Raw genomic sequence first — 24,280 nt, forward strand, 5'->3', positions numbered from 1 at the left:
GATGCTCCGTCCGTCGGGCAGCAGTTCGCCGGTGTCGTCGAAGACGATGACACCGTTGCAGAGCAGACCCCAACCCTGCTCTGGGTGGTAGGCCATCAGACGCGCCGCGTCATGATCGATGGCGTCTGCGGATGGACAGGGTGGTTGATGCTGGCACATGGTCTCGGTCCTTTGAATCCTCGTGTGAACGATCTGATCTCTCCTGCTGGCCGGGCGGTGTCGAGCCGGTCGATGGTGGTCGTGACCGCGGTCAGGGTGGCGGCCCCTCGCATCTCTGTCATTGGGGAGCCCTCCATTTCAGGAAGTCAGGAAAGAGGATGTGAATCGCTCCGGATTCGGTGGAGACTTTTGGTGTGCTCCGGTTTCGGTGGAGGTCTCCACCGAAACCGGAGCGATTCAGACCTACCACGTACGATGTGGCGCACAGGCTCTGACGTCTGACTGGGGTGCCGCCGCTTCGTCTCTGTCATCTTGATGAGCTGAAGCGTGGAAGCTGCAGCATGAGCTGAGCGCCTCCCATATCAGAGGCCCGGACGGTCAGGGTGCCGTTGTGAGCGCGTGCGATGCCCTGGGCGATCGCCAGTCCAAGCCCAGCCCCGCCGAGCTGGCGGCTGCGAGCGCTATCGGTCCGAGAAAAGCGGCCGAATACCCTGTCGCGCTCCTCGGCGGGTATGCCTGGCCCGTCATCGTCAACGGTGACGACGACCTTGTCCTCCTCGCTGCGGACCGTCACCTGCACTGTCGATCTTCCGTGTCGCTGCGCGTTGTCCAGCAGGTTGCCCAGCAAACGGGCAAGATCGCCTATCATGCCATCCACGATCAAGCCCTGCTCCAGATTCAGGTGAATGGGTAGGCCGTCGGCTCGCTTACCGACCTCGTCCACAACGAAGTCGGCCAAGTCGAAGATCACAGGCACGTCATTGGCGCCGACGTCCAGCCTTACGAGCACGAGCAGGTCGCTGATGATGTCCTGGATTCGGTCCACCTGCCGCAAGGTGTGGCGGATGAGCTCGCAAAGATCTGTCTGGCTGGGATACATCCGCGCCTCCTCAAGGCGCAGTCGGAGCCCTGTGAGAGGGGTACGCAGTTCGTGTGAGGCATCGGTGACGAATTGCCGCTGCTGTGCGTGCACTTGCTCCACCATGTTGCTCATGAGGCTAGCGATGTCGCAGTTAGCGCAAGTTGTAGTCATAGGGTCCTCCCCTGAGCACGGCTTTCAGCAGAAGCCCGGTGAATGCTGTCTCAGAGACCGGTAAGAAGGACATTTTTCCTACCGGGGTGAGTTTCCCTCGTTGTCCAGATACCTGTGCCGAGCGATCGGAACTGCGATAAGCAGGGCGCCGGTATCCGAGCGACTCCAGCGAAGAATGGGCCTGAACCCGATGCCGTCAAGCGACCTCGTTGGAGAGGCGGTTCTCCACTAGGGCTAGCTGTACACCCTCAGCCTTGGTCGGGGCCGAACAGGCAGCAGCCAGAGCGATCCTGCTGCCGCCGGTCTGCTCGATCCCGAGCTCTATACTTCTGCACGTATCAAGCACAGCATGCGCTAATTCGCGCAGTCAATACGCGCGAGCGTGCATCACGGATTGCACGGAGATGAGGCAGGGATGCACCTCAGCCCTGCGCCGTAGGAGCTTCGCTCGCCGGCGGCGAGCTCATCGTCGGTGAGGATCAGCGCAAGCTCTGAAAGCTGGCAGACATGGGCGAGGGCCCGGTGGCCGAACTTGGAGCTGTCGGCCACGAGTACAGCACGGTCAGCGGCGGCGATCATCGCTTGCTTGACCGGCACCTCAATGAGGTTGATGTTGGTGATGCCCGCCTGCGGATGGACCGCCTCGGCTCCGATGAATGCCCAGTCGACGTGCAGGCGGGTAAGGCTGTCGACGGCAAGGGGCCCGACGAGGGTATAGACGGTGTCGACCAGGAAGCCGCCGGTGACGTGCAGGCGGTTCGTCGGATGCCCGGCCGTGCGCACACCCACCATCAGGTCATTGGTGACCACTGTGAGGTTGCGCTTTCCCCACAGCGCACAGGCTATCTGGTACATCGTCGAACCACTGTCGACGATCACGCACTGCCCGTCGTCGACCAGCTCGGCCGCCGCCTGGGCAAGTGCCTTCTTGACCGATACGCGCTCCACGCGCCGCACATTGTAAGGAACGTCGATCGCCTCAGCCGGACTGGCTGGCAGCAGCCCGCCTCGGGTGCGTTTGATCAGACCAGCTCGCTCGAGATGGGCCAGATCTCGGCGGATCGTCGAGCTATCCACACACAGCTCGCGAGCGAGCCCCTTGACGCTGACATACCCTTCAGCCTGCACGCGCTCGAGCAGTACCCTTCGGCGATCCGTTGAGGACATCAGGCCTCCCTTCGAAAGCGTGCATTTATCGCCGCACGCTTTCGTGCATTGACACCGCATTCCGTGCGATACAAGCTCCTGGAACATCATAGTTGAGCGCATTCGCGCATGCGCTTCGTGCGCTGGCGCTTGACACGCAGAACGGCCGAAAGAGAGGCCGAGCGATGACCTATTCATCCTCGCCCGACAGCCCGCAAACCTCACACCCCGCGAGATCTGGAGGCCTGCGGCCTAACGCCGTCGGACTCGTCGGGCTGACGGTCCTTGGCGCGGTGATGATGTCACCGGCGATGGGGATCTATGGCACATGGGGCCCAATGGAGGGCATGGTTGGGCAGATTGTCCCACTTGTCTTCCTGGCCGCATTGATCATCTCATTGCCCAATGCGCTCAGCTACATCATCGTCAACCGAGAGATGCCCTCCACCGGCGCGGCCTTCACCTGGACGTGGCGAACGTCGAGTCCGATCGCCGGACTGCTGGTGGGCCTGGTGGCAATCGCGTACTACATCACTCAAGTGATCCTGCAGCCGCTGCTGTTCGGTCTCTTCTTCAATGACCTACTGCGGGCTGTCGGAGTGGAAACAGGGACCTGGACCCTGCTGTTCGGAGCCGCACTCGTCACCGTCGTCGTCTGCATGATGACCTACCGAGGCATCCAGGCATCGACCAAGTCAGCGGTCACCTTCCTGATCATCGAGACGGCGGTACTGCTCGCTCTGTGTGCGACGATCCTCATCACGCGAGGAATCGATCACGAACTCAGTCTGAGCCCGTTCCTGGTCTCCGAGGGGCAGGGTGGCTTGCCGGCGTTCTGGACCGCGGTGCTCCTGGGCGTCTTGTCCTTCACCGGCTTCGACGTCATCTCCACCCTAGCGGAGGAAGCACACACACCCAGGCGCCTTCTCCCCAAGGCCACGCTGCTGGCCGTCAGCCTCGTGGGCTTGGTGTGGGTCTTCGCGACCTGGGCATTCGCGCTCTCCGAGCCCCCGTCGACCGTGAGCAAGTACAACGCCATGGGGTTGACCGCGGTAACGCCCATGGCCCGCGACTACTGGGGATGGGGTCACATATTGATCATCATCACTGCGATGACAGCCTTGACCGGCATTTATGTGGCGACGGTGCTGGGCGCCTCGCGGATGATCTACGCGATCGCGCGACAGGACCTGCTTCCCAGCCCGCTGGCACGCCTCCACCCCCGTTCACGCGTACCTCACAACGCCATGACGCTGGTCTACCTGGTGAGCGCATCCGGCGCCGGCGGGATGCTCGTCCTCCTTGGGAACGCCGTGGACGCATTCGTCTGGTGGTCCCAGGTCGTCGTATTCCTCGCCCTCATCCTCTACAGCGCTGTCAACCTTGCCAACCTGCTGTTCTTCGCCAGGATCGCGCGGGCGCGCAGGCGCTGGCTCAGTAATGCGATCCTCCCGGTGGCGGGCATCGTCCTCAATCTCTACGTCATCTACCGCAGTTTCTTCCTGGCGCTGTGGGACTCAGACTTTCGTCTGGGGAAAAGCGTGGTCATCGCCGCGCTCGCCACGCTGGCGATATTCGTTGCCTACGCGGTTGTCGTCAGGCTACGCGCGCCCGGTCGGCTGCGAGGGGATCCAATCACCGACTGAGGCCCGGTAACACAACGCAGAGGACCCTGACATGTCCAGAATCAGCATCATCGGCAACGTGGGACTCGACATCATCGCCTCCTCCGTTGATCGCCTGCCTCCTCCGGGAACAGAGGTAGTGATCGACAGTATAAGTGTGCGTCCCGGCGGCGGGGCGGGGAACACCGCCATGGCCCTGGCTGCCCTCGGCGTGCGGCACGAACTCTACGGATCGCTCGGCGACGACGCCGTCGCGGCCTTGGTCACCGACCTGCTTGAGCGGGCCGGCGCCGATTGCTCTCATATCCTTCGAACCCCGAAGAGCCCTACATCCGCCACCATCGCCGTCGAGAGCCAGTTCCGCGACCGGGGATTCCTAACAGTGGAAGGACATCTGCGGCACTTCGACCGGAACATCCTTCCCGACGATGCCCTGACCGCCGACTTCGTGCTCTTGACGGGGTACTTCACCACGCCAGCCCTGCACGGGCAGCCCACCGAGGACATGTTGCGCGCGGTCAAGGCCAACGACGGGTGTACCCTTTTCGACCCGGGATCAGACCCGGATGGATGGAAACCGGGCACTGTTGACCGGCTGCGATCCTTGCTCCCACACGTGGACGTCTTCCTGCCGAATGCGCAGGAGCTGTCCGTCATCGGTGGCCACTCGGATCCATGGGCAGCGGCCAGAGCCCTTCACGCATCATCGGGCGGTTGGATCATCGCCAAGCTTGGCCCCGCAGGCTGCATAGGTGTTGGCCCCGGAGAGGAATTCGCTGTCCCCGCGCGAGCGCTACCGTCCACTGAGACGACGGGTGCCGGCGACTGCTTCGACGCGGGGCTGCTCTATGGCTTGGCGAATCATATGTCGTGGGTCCAGGGCGCTCGACTGGCCACAATCATCGCGACCGAGACAACCGTTCGCCCATCACATGACCGGCACGTTCGCCGATCGGACCTAGCAAATCTCTTTCGACAGCACACGGACGAATTTGGATAATCTCACGGCCTCGGGTGCACCACCGCTTGATGCACCCGTGCTGCCTGCCTCCTGCACGCCGCCGATGAACGGGCTTGACCGCAGGGATCGCACTCGATCGGCTGGGGCTCGCCCCAGGGCAGACGTTGGCCGTCACCGGACCAGCAAGGGCCTTTCGCCAGCTAGGTGATCCAACGGGCCAAGGCTGATGGCATACGGTGATCGTGGACGCCTTGGCCGCCGACGGGACCTGATTCGCGAGCTCGGAGCCGGTGCAGTGGCCCGTCGCGGCGACGATGTCGCCGACCGGTTTCAGGCAATTGTCACCGGCGGAGTCGACGGGGCGTTGCGGGACGAACTGGTGGCGCCCGGAGTCCGGGACGGCGGCCAGATGGTGGGTGCCCAACTCCCGGGCCTGGGATGCGGAGACCCGCTTCACCCTGCATCGTGTGCGCGTCCCGGACCACGCCAAAGACACCGCCATGCCTGGATCGCCTGCGTAAGCAGGCCGAGCAGGGCGTGCTCACAGTTGCGGGTGGCCGACGTGCCACCCGGCTGAGCATGCGGCCGATGCGCATCGCCGGTTCGAAGCCAGAGGTGTCCGCGGACGAGGTGTGGGTCAGGCGTCTGGCTCGGACACGCCACCACACGGGCGCGGCGCGTGACGGCCACGTCGACGGAGTCCCTTCCCCAGGACGTGTTGAACTACGGGGCTTCCTGAAGGGCGGGGCCTCAACCGTCGATGTGCGCGCGCTCCAGGGTGAGGGAGAAGGTGGCCCTCGCACATCCTGAACTCGTCGCTGTCCAGCACGCAGCCGAAACCCGAGCATCGAAACGAAGGAGAAACCGAATGCAAGAATGCTCAGGGAACCAGATGGGGCCCCGGCTTCGATCGCGGCGATGGCTATCCGATGGCTTTCGCCGACAGCCTCACCACGGTGGCATCCGCGCAAGCGGCCAGCTGCTCAGTTAATCTACAAGGTCGTGGGTGCCCGGCAGCTCGTCTATGTCCACGACTCCAATTGGAATTGGTGCGGCAGGAGGAGAAAGGGTAATCATGTCCTGCTCGATATGTGTGCGACGGCCTTGACCTCCACCAGGTTGGCTGAGCGTCGCCACCCCTTTCTGGTGATGCCGAGGCCCCGCTCCTGCGCAACCGAGGCGAACTGCTCTGAGGCGGGACGCGGTGGCGGTCATGGTGCTCATCGCAGTGCCCGGATCGCGACGGGCGGACCATAGCAGCACGATCGCGCCGCCACCGGCCACACCCTTTTACCAGGAGAGTCGCTGCCCAGTTCCTGATCGTGAACGAGGGACCCGGCGCAGTCGCCGGGTCTACCGAACTGTCCGGGGCGACCCCGCAAGACACCGCATAAAGGTAATCCTCAGAGAGAGCGGGCTATCTTGACGAATTCGGTGGCCCGGGCCGGGTCCACGGCATTCCAGGTGTAGCCGTCGATCTTGAGGTCGCTGCCGACGATGCAGCCGTCCGCGACGGAGAGGAACTCTCGGATGGTACCCCGCTTGGCGCCGGTATTGAGAAGGACCGGAACGTCAGCCGGCACCGCCTCACGCACGGCCTGCACGGTGGACAGGTCGGGGCCTGCTCCTGCCATGGGACCGGACACCAGGATCGCGTCGGCGAGACTGGAGATGACAGCTGAACGAGCTGTTTCCGGGGCCTGGCGATTTCCGATGGGCGAGGCGAACTCGGGTGTGATGTTCATGAAGATCCCGAGGCCGTCTGCGTGGAGCCGACGGCGTTCACGTAGCGTGTGCGCAGGGTTGGTGTTCCAGAGTCCCATGTCGGATTCCCACACGCCGGTGGTCACCTCACGGATGAATGAGGCTTCACAAGCGATGGCGGCGGCGAGTGCGATGCGCGGGTCCCACAGGAAGTCGACGCCGAAGGCAATCCCTTCAGGGCGGCATTCGGCGACGACGCGGGCCATGACCGCCGCGGATTCGGGTCCGGCGTTCAGCTCGTAGGGGCGGTCGTTCTCGTTGCAGAAGAGGATCGCATCGAAGCCGGCGTCGACCAGGACCGCCACATCCTGGCGGACACGGCGGACCAGGCCGGAGATGCCTTCCTTCTCGTCGTACAGCGGGGTTCCGGGGAGCGCCGGCACGTGGGCCATGGCGATGAGGGGCTTCGTTCCCGGTCCGAAGATGGCGTGAAACCTGGAAGTCACGACAGGGGTCCTTTCGAAGAGCAGTCGCGGACTTGGCCGGCGACGGTCGCGATGATCGCGGCGGATTCGGTGACGTAACGGTCGTCGGACGCTTGTTTCGGCGGTACGACGTGCAGCGTGGTGTGGCACGAATCGGCCCAGTCGCGGGCGATATCCAGCGGATGCAGCGGGTCGTGCCGGGTTCCGATGACCGCGACAGGCGCCCGGATGCGCTGGAGATCGGCCAGGTCGGCGAAGGGGGCGGACATGGGCATCCGCGCGAGCCGAACGTGCCGCGCGGCTGCGTGCGGGGCGGCGAACTGGTCCATCAGGCTGTTCGCAACGGTCTCGGATTCCCGGCGTATGGCCTGGTAGACGGCGGATCGGGCGAATTCCGCAGCGGCGGCGGCATTGTCGCGCGTGGCGAGAAGGTCGGCAATGACCCTGAACGCGCGCAGGTTGCCGGGGTCGGGCCGGTCCTCCCAGGCGGGCCTGATGAAGACGAGCCCACCGAACAGCTGGGGCTCCTGGATCGCCAGCGCGGCCAGGACTCCGGCACCCATGGAGATGCCGACGCCGACGAGCGGCCGGGGGATGGAGCGGGCGGTCAGCAGCGCCGCGAGGTCGGCGCTGAACTGCTGGAAGGTGAAGTCGCCCGCGTCTCCGGTCAGCGTGGTCTTGCCGTGGCCGCGCAGGTCCGGCAGCAGCACATCGTAGGGGAGCCTGGTCAGATGGGGGAGGAAGGCGTCGAACTGTGTGGTGTCGCCGCCCAGGCCGTGCACCAGCACGATGGTGCCGGCAGTCGGCGCGCTTGCAGGTATATGTGTCACCTGGGCTGCTTGGACGTAGCTGTCTGCGGACGAGAGCGTGCTCACGGATCTCTCCGTGTTCGACCTGCGGCGTCGAGCTGTTCGCGGAGGTAGGTCCCGGCTCGGGCGGCGTCGTGGTCGGCGGTGTCCTGGATGATGATGGGTACCGGATGGTCGAGTTGGAGAGCGCGGTCGCAGATGAGCGAGTGGTCGAGGTCACCGCGGCCCAGCGGTGCGGGCCCGGCGGCGGTGAGGTCCTTGGCCTGCAGGCCGATGATGTGCTCGCCGAGCAGGTCGAAGGCTTCGTCGAAGATGTCGCGCTGGTGGTCGAGGGTTCGCGCCGTGACGAGGTTGGCGGGGTCGAGGACGATGCCGACGTGGCGGGCGTCCGCTCCGAGTTCGGTGATGAGCCGCATGGCGCGTTCGGCGGAGTCGATGACGTTGGTTGGTTCCGGTTCGATGCCGAGTGTGACACCCGCCTCGGCGGCGGCTTCCAGGAGGGTGTCGAGGGTGGTGCGCAGGTCGGCCCAGGCTGCGGGGGATCGATTGTCCGGGTGGTCTGCCCACATGTTGTCGGCGTTGCGCGTTCCGCTGCACAGCGTCACCGCGGTGACCTCGAGCGCGGGTGAGAGTCTGATCAGCCGTGCCGCGTCATGGGTTTGCTCGGTGCGGCGGGCCTGGTCGGGGTTGATGATGTTGTAGGTGGCCGACAGCCCCCACAGGCTGACTCCCGCGTCACGGAAGGTCTGCCCCACGGAGGCGACGGTCGCGGCGGAGACATCCGGTGCGAGAGTTGGGGTTGCGATCGCGGAGAAGTTGAACTGGGCGAGGGTGAAGCCGGCCGCCGCGACGGCGTCCGCGACCTCGGCGGCGGTGTCGCGGGGGAACGTGCGGGCGAAGACGCCGACCTCGGGGAGCGCCGCCCCTTGCGGCTCGCGGAGTGTCATCGATGGTCCTCAGGCTGGCCGGCGGCGTCCCGGATCGCCTCGATGATCTTGAGGGCTTCGATGCCATCGCCGGCGGTGGGGTCGGCACTTCTGCCCAGGAGGATGGCCTGGGCGAAGGACTCGACCTGGCGCTCGTACGGGTCGCTGTCGCCGAACACCGGTTCGGAGTAGGTCTGGGTGGCCTCGTCGAAGGTCCTGACGGTGCTGGGCTGCTTGGTGAAGGGGAAGGGGCAGCGCAGCCGGACATGACCGCGGTCGCCGTAGAGGTCGAAACCTTCGGACCATTCGGCATGGACGCTGGCCGTCACCTCCAGGCTCACCGCGGCTCCGTCGTGCAGGCGGCCCAGGGCATGCCAGCTGTAGTCCCGCTCGTTGGTGGACAGAACCGCGCTGTGGATCTCGTAATCGCCCGCCAGGTAACGCAGCAGGTCGACGGTGTGGATGCCATGGGTAGCCAGCAGATGCTCGGCTCGGTGGGCCGCCTTGTACTCCAGCTCGCGTGACTGCACGGCGGGGTCGACGATCAACGGAGGGAAGAGGGTCGCTTCGATCGGCGCGCGTAGCCGTGACATCACGCGGTACCAGCCGACGACGCTGCGCAGAGGGCCGATCTTGGCGACCGCTTCGGCGGCGTACTGCACGCCGGGGTCAAACCGCTTCATACTCGCCACCTGCAGCTCGAGGCCCGTCAAAGCGGCCAGGTCTCGCACCTGTTCGGCCTCGGCGATGGTGCCGGCGATGGGCTTCTCGATGAGGACGTGTTTGCCGGCCCGCAGCGCGAGTTGCGCTACTTCGGCATGGAATCGGTCGGGGATCGCGATCAGTACGGCGTCGACACCCGCGTCGAGCAAGTCGTCAAGCCGGGAAAAGGCTCTCGCGCTGTAGCGCCGGGCCATGGCCTCCGCCACCGCGACGCTCGCGTCGCACACTGCCGTGAGCTCGACGTTCTCGGCTTTCGCGATGGCCGGCAGATGAGCGGCTTGGGAGATGCGTCCGCATCCGATGACGCCGAGACGAATGTGTTGGGACACGATGTGGGCTGTCTCCTCGGGTATGTGGCCCACTGCGCGCTGTGGCTGTATGCGAGCGCGGTGGGCGTCACCAGCGACCGGTCTTGGTCAGCGTGAACACCACATCATGCACGGAAGCGTGCGTCAATAAGGCAGATGCGTGCACTTTCGGCTGCACGCATCATGATCGTCTGCGTTCCCGGAGGTCACTACCCCTCTGCAGGTGTGTCGGCGTGTCCGGTGGCTACGGGAGCCATGCGCAGCCGGGATCCATAGTGCGCGCGCTCGTCGTCGGCGATCCCGTCGTCCGTGATGAACAAGGAGATGGCGTCAAGAGAGCACACCGGCGCCAGGGCCCGCTTGCCGAATCTGGGGCTGGCGGCGATGACGGCGACCCGTTCGGCGGCGTTGACCATGGCGCGCTTCACCGGGAGTTCGACCATGTTGATGTTCGTGATACCGGCCTCGTGATGTACCGCCTCGGCACCGAGGAATGCCCAGTCCGCGTGCAGGCCTTCGAGCTCCGTCACTGTGGATGGGCCGACCAGCGTGTACGCCGTGTCGATGGGAGATCCGCCCGTCACATGTACGCGGATCGTGGGGTCGTTGGCGAGACATACGGCGATCATCAGATCGTTGGTGACGACGAAGATCGCCTTCTTCTGCCGGCGCAGTGCCAGAGCAAGCTGGTAAGCCGTCGAACCGCTGTCCAGGATCACGGACTGGCCGTTCTCGACAAGATCGGCCGCTGCCTCGGCGATGGCGGCCTTCTCCGCCAGATCCGCTGTACGCCGCACGTCGTAGGGCACGTCGATGGCGGCGGCCGGCTCGGCCGGGAGCAGTCCGCCGCGCGTGCGTCTGATGAGTCCCGCCCGCTCCAGGTGCGCCAGGTCGCGGCGGATGGTGGAGCCGTCGACGCCGAACTGGCGTGCCAGCCCGCCCGTCGCCACGTAACCGGTTGCCCGAAGCTGTTCGAGCAAGGCACGCCGACGAGCCGCAGACTGCATGACCTTCTCCCTACGTGCACCCAGAAATGCACACAATGTAGCACTTGACGCACATTATCCGCCGACTGCATGCTGCGATGCACGCAATCGTGCATAACGCCTGCACCACCTGGCCAGTGCCCTGGCATCGGTCGTGGGCCGGCGGAACGGGAGGTCGCATGGCTGACGTGTTCGCGATCGGTGTCGATCTCGGCGGCAGCAAAATCGCCGCGGGACTCGTGGACGAGCGCGGCCTCGTACATCGCCGGATGTCTCTTCCTACACCCCACGGACAGGGGCCATCGGCGATCATCGGCCTGATCGCCGACACGTGCCGCACTCTTGGCGCCGGAGCCGCAGGCTCGCACCTGCCGATCGGTATCGGCAGCCCGGGCGTGATCGACTCCCGTCGCGGGTCCGTCGTCACCGCTACGGACACCATGCCCGGCTGGGCTGGAACCGAGCTCGCCGACGATCTCGGCCGGGCTTCGGGAAGATACGTCGTCGTCGACAACGACGTCAACGCCTTCGCCCTGGGGGAGCACCGCTACGGAGCCGGCCGCGGCGCATCCGACGTGTTGTATGCCAGCGTCGGAACGAGTGTCGGCGGCGGACTCGTGCTCCACGGCCGCCTGTTGACCGGCGCTCATCACGGCGCGGGCGAACTCGGTCACGTCCCGGTCTCCGCAGCGGGCGGCGATGCCTGTAGTTGCGGACGGACAGGACATCTGGAGACCGTCGCCTCCGGCCCGGCGATGGCTGCCGCGTACGCCCGGCTGACCCGCCGCAACCCCCCTCTCGACCTGCGGCACGTGGCCGAACGTGCACGTCGCGGCGATACCGCCGCGATCACTGTGCTCAACCAAGGGGCCGAAGCTCTGGGCAGAACCCTGGCCGGGCTGGCCACGGTCATCGACCCGCAACGGGTCGTGGTCGGCGGCGGCGTCTCCCAGATCGGCCCAGCCTATTGGGCGCCACTGCGCGATGCCTTCCACGGGAGCGGCCTGCCAAGCACGACGGCGGTCGACATCGTCCCCGCAGCCCTCGGCATCGATGCTGGCATCGCCGGCGCAGCCGCCCTCACCCGGCAGCACCCCCGTAACTGAACAGGAGAAACAGATGAAGAAGCAGAGTGCCATCCCCTTGCTCGCCGCAGCCGCGGCATCGGTTCTGCTCACCGCGTGCAGCGGCGGCACCGGATCCGGCAATGTCTCACCCGCGGGCAGCGATGCCGGCGTCAAGGAACTGAAGGTCGTCATCGCGGAATACAGCAAGGACCACACGAAGACGTTCTGGGACGCCTTCGCCAAGGAATACCAGACCCGGACCGGCATCAAGATTAATCTGCAGATCATCGGCTGGGACAACATCGACCAGCAGACCAGCACCATGATTCAGAACGGCAGCCCGCCGGACATCCTCAACCTCAACGCCTACGCCAGCTACGCCAAGGACGGGCTGCTCTACAACTCCGACGAGGTACTGCCCGCCGCGACCAAGGCCGATCTCATCGACGCCTTCGTCAAGAGCGGAACCTACAACGGCAAGATGTACGGCTTCCCCGACCTCGCGTCCAGTCGAGCGATGTTCTACAACAAGGACCTGTTCCGGCGGGCCGGTATCACGGCACCTCCGACCACCTGGACGGAGTTCGTGTCGGCGGCCGAGAAGATCACCGCCATCGGTGACGGAACAGTCGGCTACGCCCTGCCTCTCGGTCCCGAAGAGGCGCAAGCGGAGTTCTCCATCTGGGCCTTCAACAACGGCGGTGCCTGGAAAACCGACGGCAACTGGACGATCAACTCGGCCAGGAACGTCGAAACACTGCAGTTCCTCAAGGACCTGTCGACCAAAAACCGGGTCACACAGAACAACCCCGGCAAGACGAACCGCACCGACGGCGCCTTCTCACTCTTCTCCTCGGGCAAAGCCGGCATGGTCGTCGGGCTCTCGCAGTTCGCCACCAGCCTGGACCAGGACAAGAAGATCAACTACGGGGTGGCGGCCATGCCGACCAAGGACGGCGGCCCGCCCCAGACCTACGGCGTCACGGACTACCTGATGGCCTTCAAGAAGGCCGGGAACCAGGACGCCGTCAAGAAGTTCTACGAGCTGTACTACCAGCCCGACCAGGTGAACACCTGGATCAAAGGCGAAGGCTTCCTCCCGGTGACCAAATCGGGACTCAAGGCATTCGCCTCCGACGCCGGCCTCAAGGTCTACCTGGACACCCTGCCCAACATCCACCTGACCCCCACAGACGACCCCACGTGGGACAAGATCAAGATCGCGGTACAGCAGAACATCGGAACCGCGGTCGCCCCGAGCGGCAACCCCGCCGCCGTGCTGGGCGACCTGCAGAAGCTGGCCAAGTCCGGTGGCTGAGCCAGGCCAGGCCTCACGCACAACGGATCGGCCGAAGGAGCACCGGGCGCCGCCCGCCCGCCGGCGCCGACCTCGGCCCCGAGGTCGCGTATCACCGCTCAGATCGGTTCTCTGGCTGGGACCGGCGCTGCTGCTCATCGGCGGCGTCGTCCTCTACCCCGCCTACGAGCTGGTCCGGGCATCGCTGTCGCGCTACTCGATCACCGGACTGCATCTCGGCGACGCGGGAGCCGCCAACTACGCGCATGTCCTCCAGCAGCCGGCTCTGCCCACCGTCCTGGCCAACACCGTGGTCTGGGTCCTGGGCGTCGTCGCCCTCACCATCGTCATCAGCCTGGCCCTCGCCCAGTTCCTCGCCAAGGAGTTCAGCGGCCGGCGCTTCGTACGGTGGGCCGTCATCGTGCCGTGGGCCGCCTCGCTGGTGATCACCGGCCGACTCTTCACATTGATCTACGACTACTACCACGGCATCCTCAACCGGCTGCTGATGGGCGCGCGTATCATCGACCGCCCGATCGACTTCCTCGGCGACGATCGCTGGACGATGCCGTCCATGATCGCCGTCGGGGTCTTCGTCTCCATCCCGTTCAGCACGTACGTGCTGCTGGCCGGGCTCAACACCATCCCCCGCGACGTGTACGAGGCCGCCCACATCGACGGGGCGGGCGCGTGGAGGATCTACCGCAGAATCACGCTGCCGCTGCTGCGCCCGGCCCTGATCGTCACGATCGTCCTCAACGTCATCTACCTCTTCAACTCCTTCCCCGTCATCTGGACACTCAACGACCGCAACCCCGGCTTCACCCACGACACGACCATCACCTTCATGTACAAGCTGGCCTTCAAGAGCGCCGAACGCGACATCGGCCAGTCCGCCGCCGCCGGGGTCTTCAACGTGCTGCTGATCCTCGTCGTGGTCGTGGCCTACCTTCGTATCGTCAAATGGCAGGAGACCGAGGCATGACGGCCGCGCCCACAGCCCCGCCGGCGAGAGGAGGGTGGAAGAGGGCCCGCCGCTATGTGCTCGCCGTCACCGGGTTCGCCGTCGCCGTCGCCTTCCTCGGCCCGTACCTGGTCATGATCCTTGACTCGCTGCGCCCGAGCGCGGACGTGCTGCAGACACCGCCGACCCTCTTTCCCCGCCACTGGACACTCGCGGCCTACACCGACATAGCCACCGACGCACGCTTCCGCAACTGGCTCAAGACCTCCCTCATCGTCGCCGCCGCGTCCACCGCCATCGTGCTCCTGGCCGCCGTCCCGGCCGCCTACTTCACGGCCCGCCACCGCTTCCCCGGCCGCGGCGCGTTCCTTTTCACAGTGCTGGTCACACAGATGTTCTCGCCGGCGTGCCTGGTCGTCGGGATCTACCGCGAGTACTTCGAGGTCAACCTCATCAACACCTATTTCGCGATCATCGTGACCAACGCCGCCTTCAATTTGGCGTTCGCGATCTGGATCCTCCACGGGTTCTTCGCCTCGGTCCCGCAGGAGGTGGAGGAAGCCGCAGAGCTCGACGGCTGCGGCCGCCCAGCGACACTTCTCCGCGTCATGCTGCCGCTGGTCCTGCCCGGCGTGGTGACCGCGATCACCTTCACCTTCATCGCGGCATGGAACGAGTACGTGGTAGCCCTCACGCTCATGCAGGACGACGACAAGAAGCCGCTGACGGTCGGACTCAGCTCGTACGTCACCGGCTACGAGCAACACTGGGACCAGCTCTTCGCCGCCTCCGTCATCGCGATCGTGCCGGTAGTCATCCTGTTCGCCATGATCGAGAAACACCTCGTCGGCGGCCTGACCGCAGGCGCGATCAAATAGCCAGCCGGGCGACCACCCACGAAGGAGCATTCATGCAGAAGATCTTCGCCCGCCGCGCGATCGTGGACGGCCGAGAATGGGCTGCGGTGGCCCTGACCATCGAAAACGGCGCCTTCACCGAAGTACGCCCATCCGCCGATCCGGCAGAAGCGGATGTGGTACTGGAAGACGGAACCCTGATCCCGGGCCTGATCGACCTCCAGGTCAACGGCTACCATGGCATCGACTTCTCGCACGCAGACCCCGCCGGCTGGCAGCACATCGCACAGCGGCTGCCAGAGACAGGCGTGACCTCCTTCGCTGCAGCGTTCGTGAGCGCGCCCATACCCGACCTGGCGCAAGCCCTCGGCCGGTGCCACACGGCGATGAACACGCCGTCGAGCACTCCGCGGGCCCGCCTGCTCGGCGCCCACGTCGAAGGACCGTTTCTCTCCCCGGCGCACGCGGGCGCCCACAACCCCAGCTTCTTCTGCGATCCCGAACCGGAACACATCAGCGCTCTTCTCAACGCCGCACCGACCGGAACCCTGGCAGCGATCACGCTCGCGCCCGAAAGGGTCTCAGCGCTCACAGCCATCGAAGAACTCGCCTCGGCAGGCGTCCTGGTCTCGCTCGGGCACACCGACGCGACCGCGGCGCAAACCCATGCCGCCATCGACGCAGGCGCACGATGCGTCACCCACCTGTACAGCGCGCAACGCCCGTTTCATCACCGCGACCCCGGAGTGATCGGCCAAACCCTGGTCGACCCCCGAGTGTCCTTCAGCCTCGTCCTCGACGGCCACCACCTCAGTCCTCAGGCCGCGCAGCTGGCCTTCGCCACGGGGGCCTCACGCCTGGTCCTGGTAACGGACGCCGTGGCCGCGGCGGGCACAACGCCAGGCCGGTACCAACTCGGCAACCAGACCATCCACACGACGGCAGACCGCCCACCCACCTCAGCCAACGGGGCCTTCGCCGGCTCCACGCTGCGACTGGACCGCGCGCTCGCCAACGCAGTCCGGCTGGGCCTGCCACTTCCCGACGCGGTGACCGCCGCCGCAACGCGCCCGGCCGACCTGCTTGCCCGCCCTGACCTGGGCCGCATCGCGGTCGGCGCGCAGGCCGACCTGGTCTGGCTGGATGAGGACCTCACCGCGAGGGCAGCCTGGATCGGCGGCGAATTGGCGTTCGGCACCCCTCTGCGCCCCCGCCGATTCGACCCCCCGAGCAGGCAGCACGGTGAGGCCGACGCCGAAGCACATCCCGGCTGATTCCAGACACGACAAGCGCTTGAACCCCGGACAAGCCCGGGGTCCAGCGCGGCGTTCACACCTGACGACGAATGGGACCGCCTAAGTCGCCCGGGATCGGTCGATAGGCTCTGGGCCTTGTCACCAAGCGCGACGCTGCTGGCCATCGCGGCCGGGCTCCGGCGTATGGGAACAGCCCTTCAACGGCGCCTACCTCGGCGGTTGCTCGTCGGACTGTGTCACCTCCACCGTTGCGGGCCATCGCACGCTCCCTTCCAGCGAAGATCGACAGCCTGACGCGTCAGAGTCCATCGTTCCGTTCCCGCGTGGGGATGGCGGGCCCAAACCCCATCAACGCATGACTGCGGATCAACCCTGATCCCATCGCTTCCTCTCCGGCGAAGGCTTCTTTCCCGCTCCGAGGAGTGCAGAGCCAGGACTCCTCGGACTTCAGGTGCAATCGGTGTCGGCGTACGCATCTAGGTGTGGCGCCGCGTACGGATGGTCATTCGTACGCGGCTGTGCACGTGAACCCGTACGCCGATAATCGGCGTTGTGCGCAACGGCCGCGCGAATGATCCGCACTGCGCGGCCGGGCCGTTCGAGGGCACCTGCAAGCAGGTCCTTGGCGACGCTGCGTCGCAGGCTCAGCTGGCGATGATGCCGGCGTTGGTGTGGTGCCCGGGTGAGGTGAGGGGCCACGGTGATTCCGGACAGCGGATGACCTGCCGTTTCGCTTTGGCTCGGGTGGTGAAGACGAAGCGGTGCAACCATTCGTTCTTGATCGTGCTGAAGAACGACTCGGCCATTGCGTCGTCGTAGCAGACGCCGGTGCGGCCGACCGAGCGGCGGATGCCCAGGCCGGCCAGGAAGCGGCCGAACTCATCCGAGGTGTAGTTCGAGCCGCGGTCGGTGTGGAACACAGCGTCGGGCTGGAGCAGGCCGGTGCCGGCTGCCATCCGGATGGCGTCCTTGATCAGGTCGGTGCGGTAGTGGTCGGCCATCGCCCAGCCGAGGACCGCCTTGCTGTGGCAGTCGATCACGGTGGCCAGGTAGAGGAAGCCCTCCCAGGTGCGGATGTAGGTGATGTCGCCGACCAGCTTGGTGCCCGGCCGCTCGGCGGTGAAGTCGCGGCCGACCAGGTCGGGAATGCCGCGAAAGTCGCCCTGCACGGTGGTGACCGGCCGAAAAGCTCGCACCTGGGACGGGACCAGGCCCAGCTCGCGCATCAAGGCCCGCACCAGTTCGGCCGAGCAGGACTCGCCGCGGCGCAGTAGAGCGCCGTGGACGCGCCGGTAGCCGTAGGTCTCGTGTGAGTCGGCGAAGATCTCGGCGACCAGAGCAGTCAGCAGCGTCCGGCATTGCGTGGTGGCCGAGGCCGGCCGACCGAGCCACTCGTAATAGCCCGAGCGGGACACACCCAACCAGGCGCACATCCGGGCGATCGCATGGCAAGCCTTCTCCGCGTCGATCAGCTCGTACTTGGCGAGCGTCATTGACTGTCGGCGCGAAGAAGGCGGCACGAGCATCCGGCGATCGGCGAACACCCGCCCGCTCTCGCGCACGTCCGGCGCCCCTCCAGCCCGCAGCGTGCGACGCTAACTGTGGCACGTCACAGCCTTCAGGCGGCAGAGGAATCCGCGCTCCCTCCTTTCAACCTTTGTCGGTGCCTACCATGACCAGCGCGGGCCGGCCGATGCGGGCCAAGGAGGTGGCTCAGGCGCTTGGCGAGCCGCAGGCGCCCCGCTCGGCCTGCCCGCCGGCACCCTCGCCGTCGACCGCGCCTACACCGACCGCCCGCGGACCCCACGGGGGGCACATTGATGCTAGGGGTAACAGTCCACGATCAGTTGGCAGAGTTCATGCGGGCGCTCCATCGGCATCAGGTGCCGAGCGTCGGTCCGGAGCAGTCGCAGGTTGGGCATGGTCGCCGCCATTTCAGTGAAGGCTTTATCGATTCCTGCTCGATGCGCGCGTATGAAGTCCGCATCCGGCTCGGGGATCAACGGCGGTTTCAACGCGAGCACGAGAACCACCGGGCACCGTACCTTCAGGTAGAGCCCGAACATGTCCAGTCGGGACAGTTGCCGATACATGTCCACGCTCAAGTCGGCTCCGGGCCTACGGTTCCAGCCGCCCCTGCGATCGCGTTGGATCGAACGCTTCGCCAACGCGGATATCGTTTCCGGCGCGACGCCGTGCGCCTCGGCGTAGGCTCCCATGCGGGCCAGGTGCGTCTCGCGTAGCTCATGCGATCCGGAATCCTCGCCGTCGAGGTAGGCGAGCAGCGCCTCGTACTGCTGTGTCCAGAACCGCCCTACCTCCTCCGGGGTCTTGCCGGCGTAGTGCTCGGCCCGTCCGTCGCCGTGGCCGTCGATGTTAATGACTATCGGACACTCCAGATGGTCGACGGCGTACCGTACGGCGAGCATCCCTCCGTAGGAGTGCCCGATCACGGCTGGCCGGAACAGCCCGAGCTCGGCGATAACGCGCTCCAACGCGGCGAGATCGGCCTCGACGGTGAATCCCTCGGGTACGGATGACGCGCCGTGCCCGAGGAAGTCGAGTGCTACCACGTGGTAGCGGTGGGCGAGTACGTCGGCGACGGCATCCCACAGGGCGAGGTTCAGTCCGGCACCATGCAATAGCACCAGTGGCCTGCCATTGCTGGGGTAGTCGCGCACCGCGATGTGAATGCCATGGCCCACGTCGATGAAGAGTTCTTGGTAGCCGCGTTGCATGTTGTCTCCTCCGTCAGCGGCATTTCAGGCCAGAAGATGGCGCAGGAAGAACCTGGCCGCTGATTCGAGTGCGTACAGCTGGTGAGTGCCGGTGATCTGGTGCGACTCATTCTGGAGGATGACCAGTTCGTGCTGCCTTCCCGCCTGCATCAACGCGTCGGAGAACCTCATGGTGTGCACCAAGGGGACGTTGACGTCGTGAGTTCCGTGCACGAGCATGAGCTCGGACCGGAAATCCGCTGCGTGCGTTACGAGGCCGGCGTCGGCGAAGCGCTGCGGGTCGGCCGAGTAGGACGCGCCGAGCAGGCGTTCGAACCATCCGGGTGCGATGACCTCGAGGTCATAGGGACCTGCGGCCGCGACGATCGCGCGGAAGACTTGCGGTGCGAGCAGTCCGCAGCGGGCGGCGTGGTAGCCGCCGAAGGACAGTCCGATGGCGCCGCAGCGAGTTGGATCCAGCCACGGTCGCTCGGCGGCTAGGCCCGTGATGGCGGCCACGTGATCGCGTACCGCGATGGTGCCGAACTCGTCGGCGGCTGCTTCCTGGAAGGAGCGGCCACGGCCAGGTGTTCCTCGCGCGTCCAGGACGATGCCGACGAAGCCGAGCTGAGCGAAGGCCTCCGCGAGGGTCGCGGCGGAGGTCCAGACCGACCCGCTCGGCTTGGGCGGATCACTGTAGCGATTGAGATGCGAGATCGTCTGCGGCCCGGCGTAGATGCAGTCGATCACCGGATAGCTGCGGCGCGGATCGAATCCGGGTGGCTGGAACAACACCCCGTAGAGGTCGGTGACTCCATCGGCGGCCTTCACCACGAAACTCTCGGCAGCGCCGCGCCCCAATTGTTTCACTCCGGCGATGTTCGCCGTTTCGAGGACGGCGACATGCGTCCCATCGGCGTTCCACAGGTCCGTGCGCGGTGGACGGTCCAGGCTCGAGTGCGCGTCCAGGAAGAGCGAGCCGTCCCCGAGCAGGGTGGCATCATGTGTCCCAGGCAGATCGGTCAGCACCTTGAAGGCGCCTCGCGCGTCGGTCCGGCAGATGTGCAGGTCGTATGGCCGGTTCGGATCGGTGCGTGCAAGCAGCAGGACACCGCCGTCCGCGGTGGGACCGACGACCCGCGATACCTGCGTCCCCTCAGGGGTCACCGCGATCATGTCGCCGCCACCGCTGCGCGCCACATACAGCCGGAGCGTGCCGTCGCGGTCTGAGGTCCAGCCGAACCCGTCGAAATCCGGCACTGGTGTGAGGGCAGCGCTCAACGCCGCGGGCAGGTAGGCGTGGAGTGCGATGATGCGCTCCTGGACGATCGTCTCGCTCGTGCCGTCGGCGGCGTCCAGGCGGATCACCGAGAGGATGCCGTCGGGCATGTAGGTGATGGCGAGAAAGGCATCCCCATCGGTAGTCCACCGCAACGGCAGGAACCGGGCTCCATCCTCCACCTTGGCCAACACGATCTCACCGGTCGCGACGGACACGAAAGCGGCTCGGGAGAGCGCTCTTCTGGGGCGTCCTTCCACCTGGTATGGATGCATCTGGATCGCCGGGGGATAGGTCGACCAGTCAACGAGTGGGTACTGGTCGAGCCCGGTCAGATCAGCCTGCAGTGATAGGACCCGCGATCCGTCGGGGGACCACACCGGAGGTGCCGGGATCAGGGACTCCGCCTGGGCGTCGACACGCCACGGCAGATCGGCGCTGCCACCGCTGGTGAGTATGCGGGTGGCGCCGGTCCTGATATCACGGACGGCCAATTCGTGGTCGATCTCGGTGAGGACGTGCATGCCGTCAGGGGAAAGCGCCTCGCCCACTGCCGGCGCCCCCTCGGACGAGGGCGGTCGTATCTCACGTGGTCCCCACCGCGCATCCCGCTGCGGGTTCTGTCCGTCGGGGTCGTCACTGACGCCACGCCGACCGGTGATGGGGTCTAGATGCCATGTCACGCCATCGCCGTCTGTCCACCGGACAGCTCCGTTCCCGGTGATGCACGGCTGGGTGACGGTGCCGCCGGCGACTAGCTCGTTCCAAGTGAGGAATCGGCGAAATCGCTCCCAGTCGTGGGTTGCCGCCACTCTTCACTTCCCTCTGATGTTCCATCACTGCTGTCGCAGCTCATCTTGCCCAACAGGCCGGCCGCAGTTATCCGACATTGGATGAGACATTCGTGCACAGGATCCATCGAATGTCGGGTCCGGGGGGTCCGCACTGAGGCGCCGTACGGGCGGGGATAGCGACCGCGTGGGCATTGGCCTCTGCTGGATGTCAGCATTCGATGACGTTGACTGCCAGCCCGCCGCGGGCGGTTTCCTTGTATTTGGTTTTCATGTCGGCACCGGTTTGGCGCATGGTCTTGATGGCTTTGTCCAGTGTCACAATGTGCCTACCGTTGCCACGCAGGGCGATTCGGCTGGCGTTGATCGCTTGGTTGGCTGCCACGGCGTTACGTTCGATGCAGGGAATCTGCACCAGTCCGCCGACAGGGTCACAGGTCAGCCCGAGGTGGTGCTCCAATCCGATCTCGGCGGCGTTCTCCACTTGTTCTGGACTGCCACCACATACTTCTGTGAGGCCAGCGGCGGCCATCGCGCAGGCCGACCCGACTTCGCCCTGGCAGCCCACCTCGGCGCCCGATATCGATCCAGTCTCCTTCAGTACCACACCGACCGCGGCCGCTGTGAGCAGGAACCGTACGACCCCCTCGTCGTTGGCGTGGGGCACGAACCGCCGGTAGTAGTGCAGTACGGCGGGGATTATCCCGGCAGCTCCGTTAGTCGGCGCGGTCACGACGCGACCGCCGGAGGCGTTCTCCTCGTTGACCGCGAGCGCGTACAGGCTTACCCAGTCCGTCACGGCCAGGGGATCGCCGTCGACGTCCTCGGTGGAGAGCTTGTCGTGCCAGGTCTTGGCCCGCCGCGGGACCTTCAGACTTCCCGGCAGCACGCCGTCGCGGGCGCAACCCCGCCGTACGCAGTCGGTCATGACCTGCCAGATGTGCATCAGGCCTGCATCGATCTCCTGGTCTGCACGCCAGTAGTGTTCGTTGCGTCGCATCACCGCGCTGATCGGAACTTGTTCTCGACGGCAGTGTCCCAGCAGTTCCGCCGCGGTACGGAAGGGGTGACGTACAGGGGTCGGGTCCGGCACGATCATGGGCCTGTTCGCTGGGGAATCTGCGAGGACGAAACCTCCGCCGACGGAGTAGTAGGTGCGCGTGGCGAGTATTCCGCCTTCGCTGTCGAAGGCATGGAAAGTCATGCTATTAGGGTGTGCCGAAAGGGTTTTGCGGCGGTGCAATGTGAGATCGGCGTGCTCGTTGAAGGCGATCTCGTGCCCGCCCGACAGGAGGATCCGTCCTCGAGCGCGGATCTGGGCCACGAGGTCGGGGGCGGCATCGGTGTCCACGTCCTCGGGTCGCTCCCCCAAGAGTCCCAGCAGGACCGCGTTGTCGCTGCCATGGCCGCGGCCGGTCGCGCCGAGCGAGCCGAACAGCTCTGCCCGTACTCGTGCAACTCGCTGCAGTGTGCCGGACAGGCTCAGGCTCTCCATGAAGAGCAGCGCTGCTCGCATCGGGCCGACGGTATGTGAACTGGAGGGGCCGATGCCAATGCTGAAAAGGTCAAATGCGCTCAACGTCATGGTGGTTCCCGAGATGTGGATGCTCAATGATGCGGGCAGGCGAGGTTCAGCTGATCCTCGCGAAAGGCGTAGATTCCGGGAGGACTAGTTGATTTCCTTTTGTGGCTTACGCATGGTGATTCGTCGGTGGAGGCCGTTGGGGCGGGCATCTACACAGTAGATTCGGTAAGCACGTGGCACATCGGATTATCGATGGGATTGGTCGCCGCTGTCTTCGACATGTGTCGACAAGCGCTCACCCGATGATGCCCAGGAGAAGCTGATTCAGACGAGGGGCTCCGCGATGAGTCCGGCAGGCGATGGAACGTGCATCAGCGTATTTCAATGAGTCGAGCCATCTTGAGGCCCAGGTGCAGAGTCAGCCGGTCATTGCCCAGAGACAGATCGAGCCCGGTGATCTCTTCAATCCTTCTGAGGCGGTAATACAGACTTGTGCGGTGGATTCTCAGCCGGTCGGAGGTCTTTTTGACATGGCCCGCGTTGTCGAGAAACGTCTCTATCGTTTCGACGAGCGCGTCGTCACCGGCGCTGTGCCGTTCGAACAGCGCCCGTAGACCTGGATGCAGGCTGTCGGCGAGCCTGTCGGCGGGAAGTTCGGCGAGCATGCCGTACACCCCGAGTTCGCCGTACCGGACGACCGTACCGAGCACATGGACGATGCGTGCGACGTCGGCTGCGCGGCGGGCATCGGCGTAGGAGTGGTGGACATCGCTGAGCGCTGCCCGGGCCTCACCGATGCCGACCCAGCAGTGTCCTCCGGTTTCCGTTTCGGCCAGCACGCGTTCGCGAATGGAACCGGCGAGATCCTTGATCGCTTGGCGCTCGATAGCGTCGTGCTGGGCCAGCAACAGAATGGCATGGTCGGGACGTTCAAGCGTGAGGGCTGTGCGCTGCGGGCGACGATTCCGGCCGAAGTCGACGCCTGCGGCCAGCGCGATCCGGTCGGAATCGGTGAGAGGTGCACCGGTCCGCGTCAAGCTGACGACCAAGGCCAGGGCAGGACCGGCTGAGAACAGATTCTCGGAGACCAGTTGATCGGCTGCCTGCGTGCGGACCTCGGCATGACCAGAAATAAGATCGCGGGTCAGTTCGCGTTCGCGACCACGGCTGAGTTCGCCGAGCAGGTATTCGCGATGCATGATCATGGCGACTGTCTCGGCTGATCGGCGTACGGCATCTGCGTGATCATCGCCAACAGGCCCGTCGGAGGCCAGCAGCCAGATGAATCCCAGAAGCGCGCCCCGGTGGCGGATGGGCATGCCGATCCGGGCTATGTCCATGCTCATGTCAGGACGGGCAGGGACGGTGAACAGATCCTCGGCTGTAGCCGCTCCGCAGTCATAGACGTATTGGACGACCTCGCGGGGGACCGCGCGCTTGAGAATGGATTCGGTACGGGCTGTGTCTATGGTGCCGGCATGGGGGTTGTAGGCCAGCAGATGCAGGGCCGGATCATCGACCGCGACCGATCGGCCGAGGCGGTTGCCGAGATTTTCGACGAGTCGTTGCAGTTCAGACACCACGGCGTAAGCCTACGGTGTCCGACGACGGAGTCGCGCTTGCCATCTGAGGGCAGCGGTCACCATGCCGTGGATGCGTTTC

At 65.6% G+C, this 24,280-nt stretch carries 20 protein-coding genes; 7 read left to right on the forward strand and 13 right to left on the reverse strand.

All coding sequences use genetic code 11. The features are described from left to right. The 3 genes from AB0B64_RS59050 to AB0B64_RS59060 form a co-directional block, all read right to left on the reverse strand. A partial coding sequence (locus AB0B64_RS59050; RefSeq protein WP_357961556.1) for a DUF5999 family protein occupies window positions 1-159 on the reverse strand: 159 nt, incomplete at its 3' end. Between the two features lie 307 nt (window positions 160-466). Then, the gene (locus tag AB0B64_RS59055) at window positions 467-1,153 is read right to left on the reverse strand and encodes a HAMP domain-containing sensor histidine kinase (protein ID WP_358205626.1); all 687 of its coding nucleotides are present in this window, start codon (window positions 1,151-1,153) and stop codon (window positions 467-469) included. 426 nt (window positions 1,154-1,579) lie between these two features. Next, window positions 1,580-2,359, reverse strand: a complete 780-nt coding sequence (locus AB0B64_RS59060) for a DeoR/GlpR family DNA-binding transcription regulator (protein WP_358205632.1) — start codon at window positions 2,357-2,359, stop codon at window positions 1,580-1,582. Window positions 2,360-2,523: 164 nt separating this feature from the next. Here AB0B64_RS59060 and AB0B64_RS59065 point away from each other — a divergent pair, with 164 nt between their 5' ends. After that, window positions 2,524-3,984: an APC family permease gene (locus tag AB0B64_RS59065; protein ID WP_358205637.1), complete on the forward strand. Its 1,461-nt coding sequence runs from the start codon at window positions 2,524-2,526 to the stop codon at window positions 3,982-3,984. A 31-nt stretch (window positions 3,985-4,015) separates the two neighbouring features. Continuing rightward, window positions 4,016-4,963 carry a carbohydrate kinase family protein gene (locus AB0B64_RS59070; RefSeq protein ID WP_358205643.1) on the forward strand — a complete coding sequence of 316 codons (948 nt, stop codon included), beginning with the start codon at window positions 4,016-4,018 and terminating at the stop codon, window positions 4,961-4,963. A gap of 1,364 nt (window positions 4,964-6,327) precedes the next feature. Here AB0B64_RS59070 and AB0B64_RS59075 read toward each other — a convergent pair. From AB0B64_RS59075 to AB0B64_RS59095, 5 genes are all read right to left on the reverse strand, one after another. Beyond that, window positions 6,328-7,134, reverse strand: a complete 807-nt coding sequence (locus AB0B64_RS59075) for a BtpA/SgcQ family protein (protein ID WP_358205646.1) — start codon at window positions 7,132-7,134, stop codon at window positions 6,328-6,330. After that, complete coding sequence (locus AB0B64_RS59080; RefSeq protein WP_357961575.1) at window positions 7,131-7,988, reverse strand: alpha/beta hydrolase; 858 nt, start codon at window positions 7,986-7,988, stop codon at window positions 7,131-7,133. The genes AB0B64_RS59075 and AB0B64_RS59080 overlap by 4 nt, the downstream gene beginning before the upstream one ends. After that, on the reverse strand, window positions 7,985-8,869 hold the full coding sequence (locus AB0B64_RS59085; protein WP_358205655.1) for a sugar phosphate isomerase/epimerase family protein: 885 nt from the start codon (window positions 8,867-8,869) through the stop codon (window positions 7,985-7,987). Before AB0B64_RS59085 ends, AB0B64_RS59080 begins: the two co-directional genes overlap by 4 nt. Next, complete coding sequence (locus AB0B64_RS59090; protein WP_357961583.1) at window positions 8,866-9,900, reverse strand: Gfo/Idh/MocA family oxidoreductase; 1,035 nt, start codon at window positions 9,898-9,900, stop codon at window positions 8,866-8,868. The genes AB0B64_RS59085 and AB0B64_RS59090 overlap by 4 nt, the downstream gene beginning before the upstream one ends. 188 nt (window positions 9,901-10,088) lie before the next feature. Continuing rightward, window positions 10,089-10,886: a DeoR/GlpR family DNA-binding transcription regulator gene (locus tag AB0B64_RS59095; RefSeq protein ID WP_357961586.1), complete on the reverse strand. Its 798-nt coding sequence runs from the start codon at window positions 10,884-10,886 to the stop codon at window positions 10,089-10,091. A gap of 158 nt (window positions 10,887-11,044) precedes the next feature. Between AB0B64_RS59095 and AB0B64_RS59100 the strand changes: the two genes are divergently transcribed. The 5 genes from AB0B64_RS59100 to nagA are packed head-to-tail and all read left to right on the forward strand — an operon-like array spanning window position 11,045 to window position 16,324. Continuing rightward, on the forward strand, window positions 11,045-11,971 hold the full coding sequence (locus AB0B64_RS59100; RefSeq protein WP_357961589.1) for an ROK family protein: 927 nt from the start codon (window positions 11,045-11,047) through the stop codon (window positions 11,969-11,971). A gap of 13 nt (window positions 11,972-11,984) precedes the next feature. Next, window positions 11,985-13,250, forward strand: coding sequence for an extracellular solute-binding protein (locus tag AB0B64_RS59105; RefSeq protein ID WP_358205666.1), 1,266 nt, complete (start codon window positions 11,985-11,987; stop codon window positions 13,248-13,250). Continuing rightward, window positions 13,243-14,214 carry a sugar ABC transporter permease gene (locus tag AB0B64_RS59110; RefSeq protein ID WP_357961595.1) on the forward strand — a complete coding sequence of 324 codons (972 nt, stop codon included), beginning with the start codon at window positions 13,243-13,245 and terminating at the stop codon, window positions 14,212-14,214. Before AB0B64_RS59105 ends, AB0B64_RS59110 begins: the two co-directional genes overlap by 8 nt. Next, complete coding sequence (locus tag AB0B64_RS59115) at window positions 14,211-15,071, forward strand: carbohydrate ABC transporter permease (protein WP_358205672.1); 861 nt, start codon at window positions 14,211-14,213, stop codon at window positions 15,069-15,071. The genes AB0B64_RS59110 and AB0B64_RS59115 overlap by 4 nt, the downstream gene beginning before the upstream one ends. 32 nt (window positions 15,072-15,103) lie before the next feature. Beyond that, window positions 15,104-16,324 (forward strand): N-acetylglucosamine-6-phosphate deacetylase, encoded by a 1,221-nt coding sequence (gene nagA, locus AB0B64_RS59120; protein ID WP_358205678.1) that lies wholly within the window; start codon window positions 15,104-15,106, stop codon window positions 16,322-16,324. Window positions 16,325-16,950: 626 nt separating this feature from the next. On the opposite strand, the gene AB0B64_RS59125 is transcribed toward nagA, so the two are convergent. The 5 genes from AB0B64_RS59125 to AB0B64_RS59145 all read right to left on the reverse strand — a co-directional run bounded on the left by AB0B64_RS59125 (window position 16,951) and on the right by AB0B64_RS59145 (window position 24,201). Further along, entirely contained in the window at window positions 16,951-17,868 is a 918-nt protein-coding gene (locus AB0B64_RS59125) for an IS3 family transposase (protein ID WP_358205684.1), read from the reverse strand. 261 nt (window positions 17,869-18,129) lie between these two features. Further along, complete coding sequence (locus AB0B64_RS59130) at window positions 18,130-19,044, reverse strand: alpha/beta hydrolase (protein ID WP_358205690.1); 915 nt, start codon at window positions 19,042-19,044, stop codon at window positions 18,130-18,132. Window positions 19,045-19,068: 24 nt separating this feature from the next. Next, window positions 19,069-21,114 carry a prolyl oligopeptidase family serine peptidase gene (locus AB0B64_RS59135; RefSeq protein WP_357961609.1) on the reverse strand — a complete coding sequence of 682 codons (2,046 nt, stop codon included), beginning with the start codon at window positions 21,112-21,114 and terminating at the stop codon, window positions 19,069-19,071. Window positions 21,115-21,304: 190 nt separating this feature from the next. Beyond that, the gene (locus AB0B64_RS59140; protein ID WP_357961611.1) at window positions 21,305-22,678 is read right to left on the reverse strand and encodes an L-serine ammonia-lyase; all 1,374 of its coding nucleotides are present in this window, start codon (window positions 22,676-22,678) and stop codon (window positions 21,305-21,307) included. A gap of 311 nt (window positions 22,679-22,989) precedes the next feature. Continuing rightward, the gene (locus AB0B64_RS59145) at window positions 22,990-24,201 is read right to left on the reverse strand and encodes a helix-turn-helix domain-containing protein (protein ID WP_358205700.1); all 1,212 of its coding nucleotides are present in this window, start codon (window positions 24,199-24,201) and stop codon (window positions 22,990-22,992) included. Between the last annotated feature and the right edge of the window lie 79 nt (window positions 24,202-24,280).

Source organism: Nonomuraea sp. NPDC049129 (assembly GCF_040648495.1).
Classification (GTDB): domain Bacteria; phylum Actinomycetota; class Actinomycetes; order Streptosporangiales; family Streptosporangiaceae; genus Nonomuraea.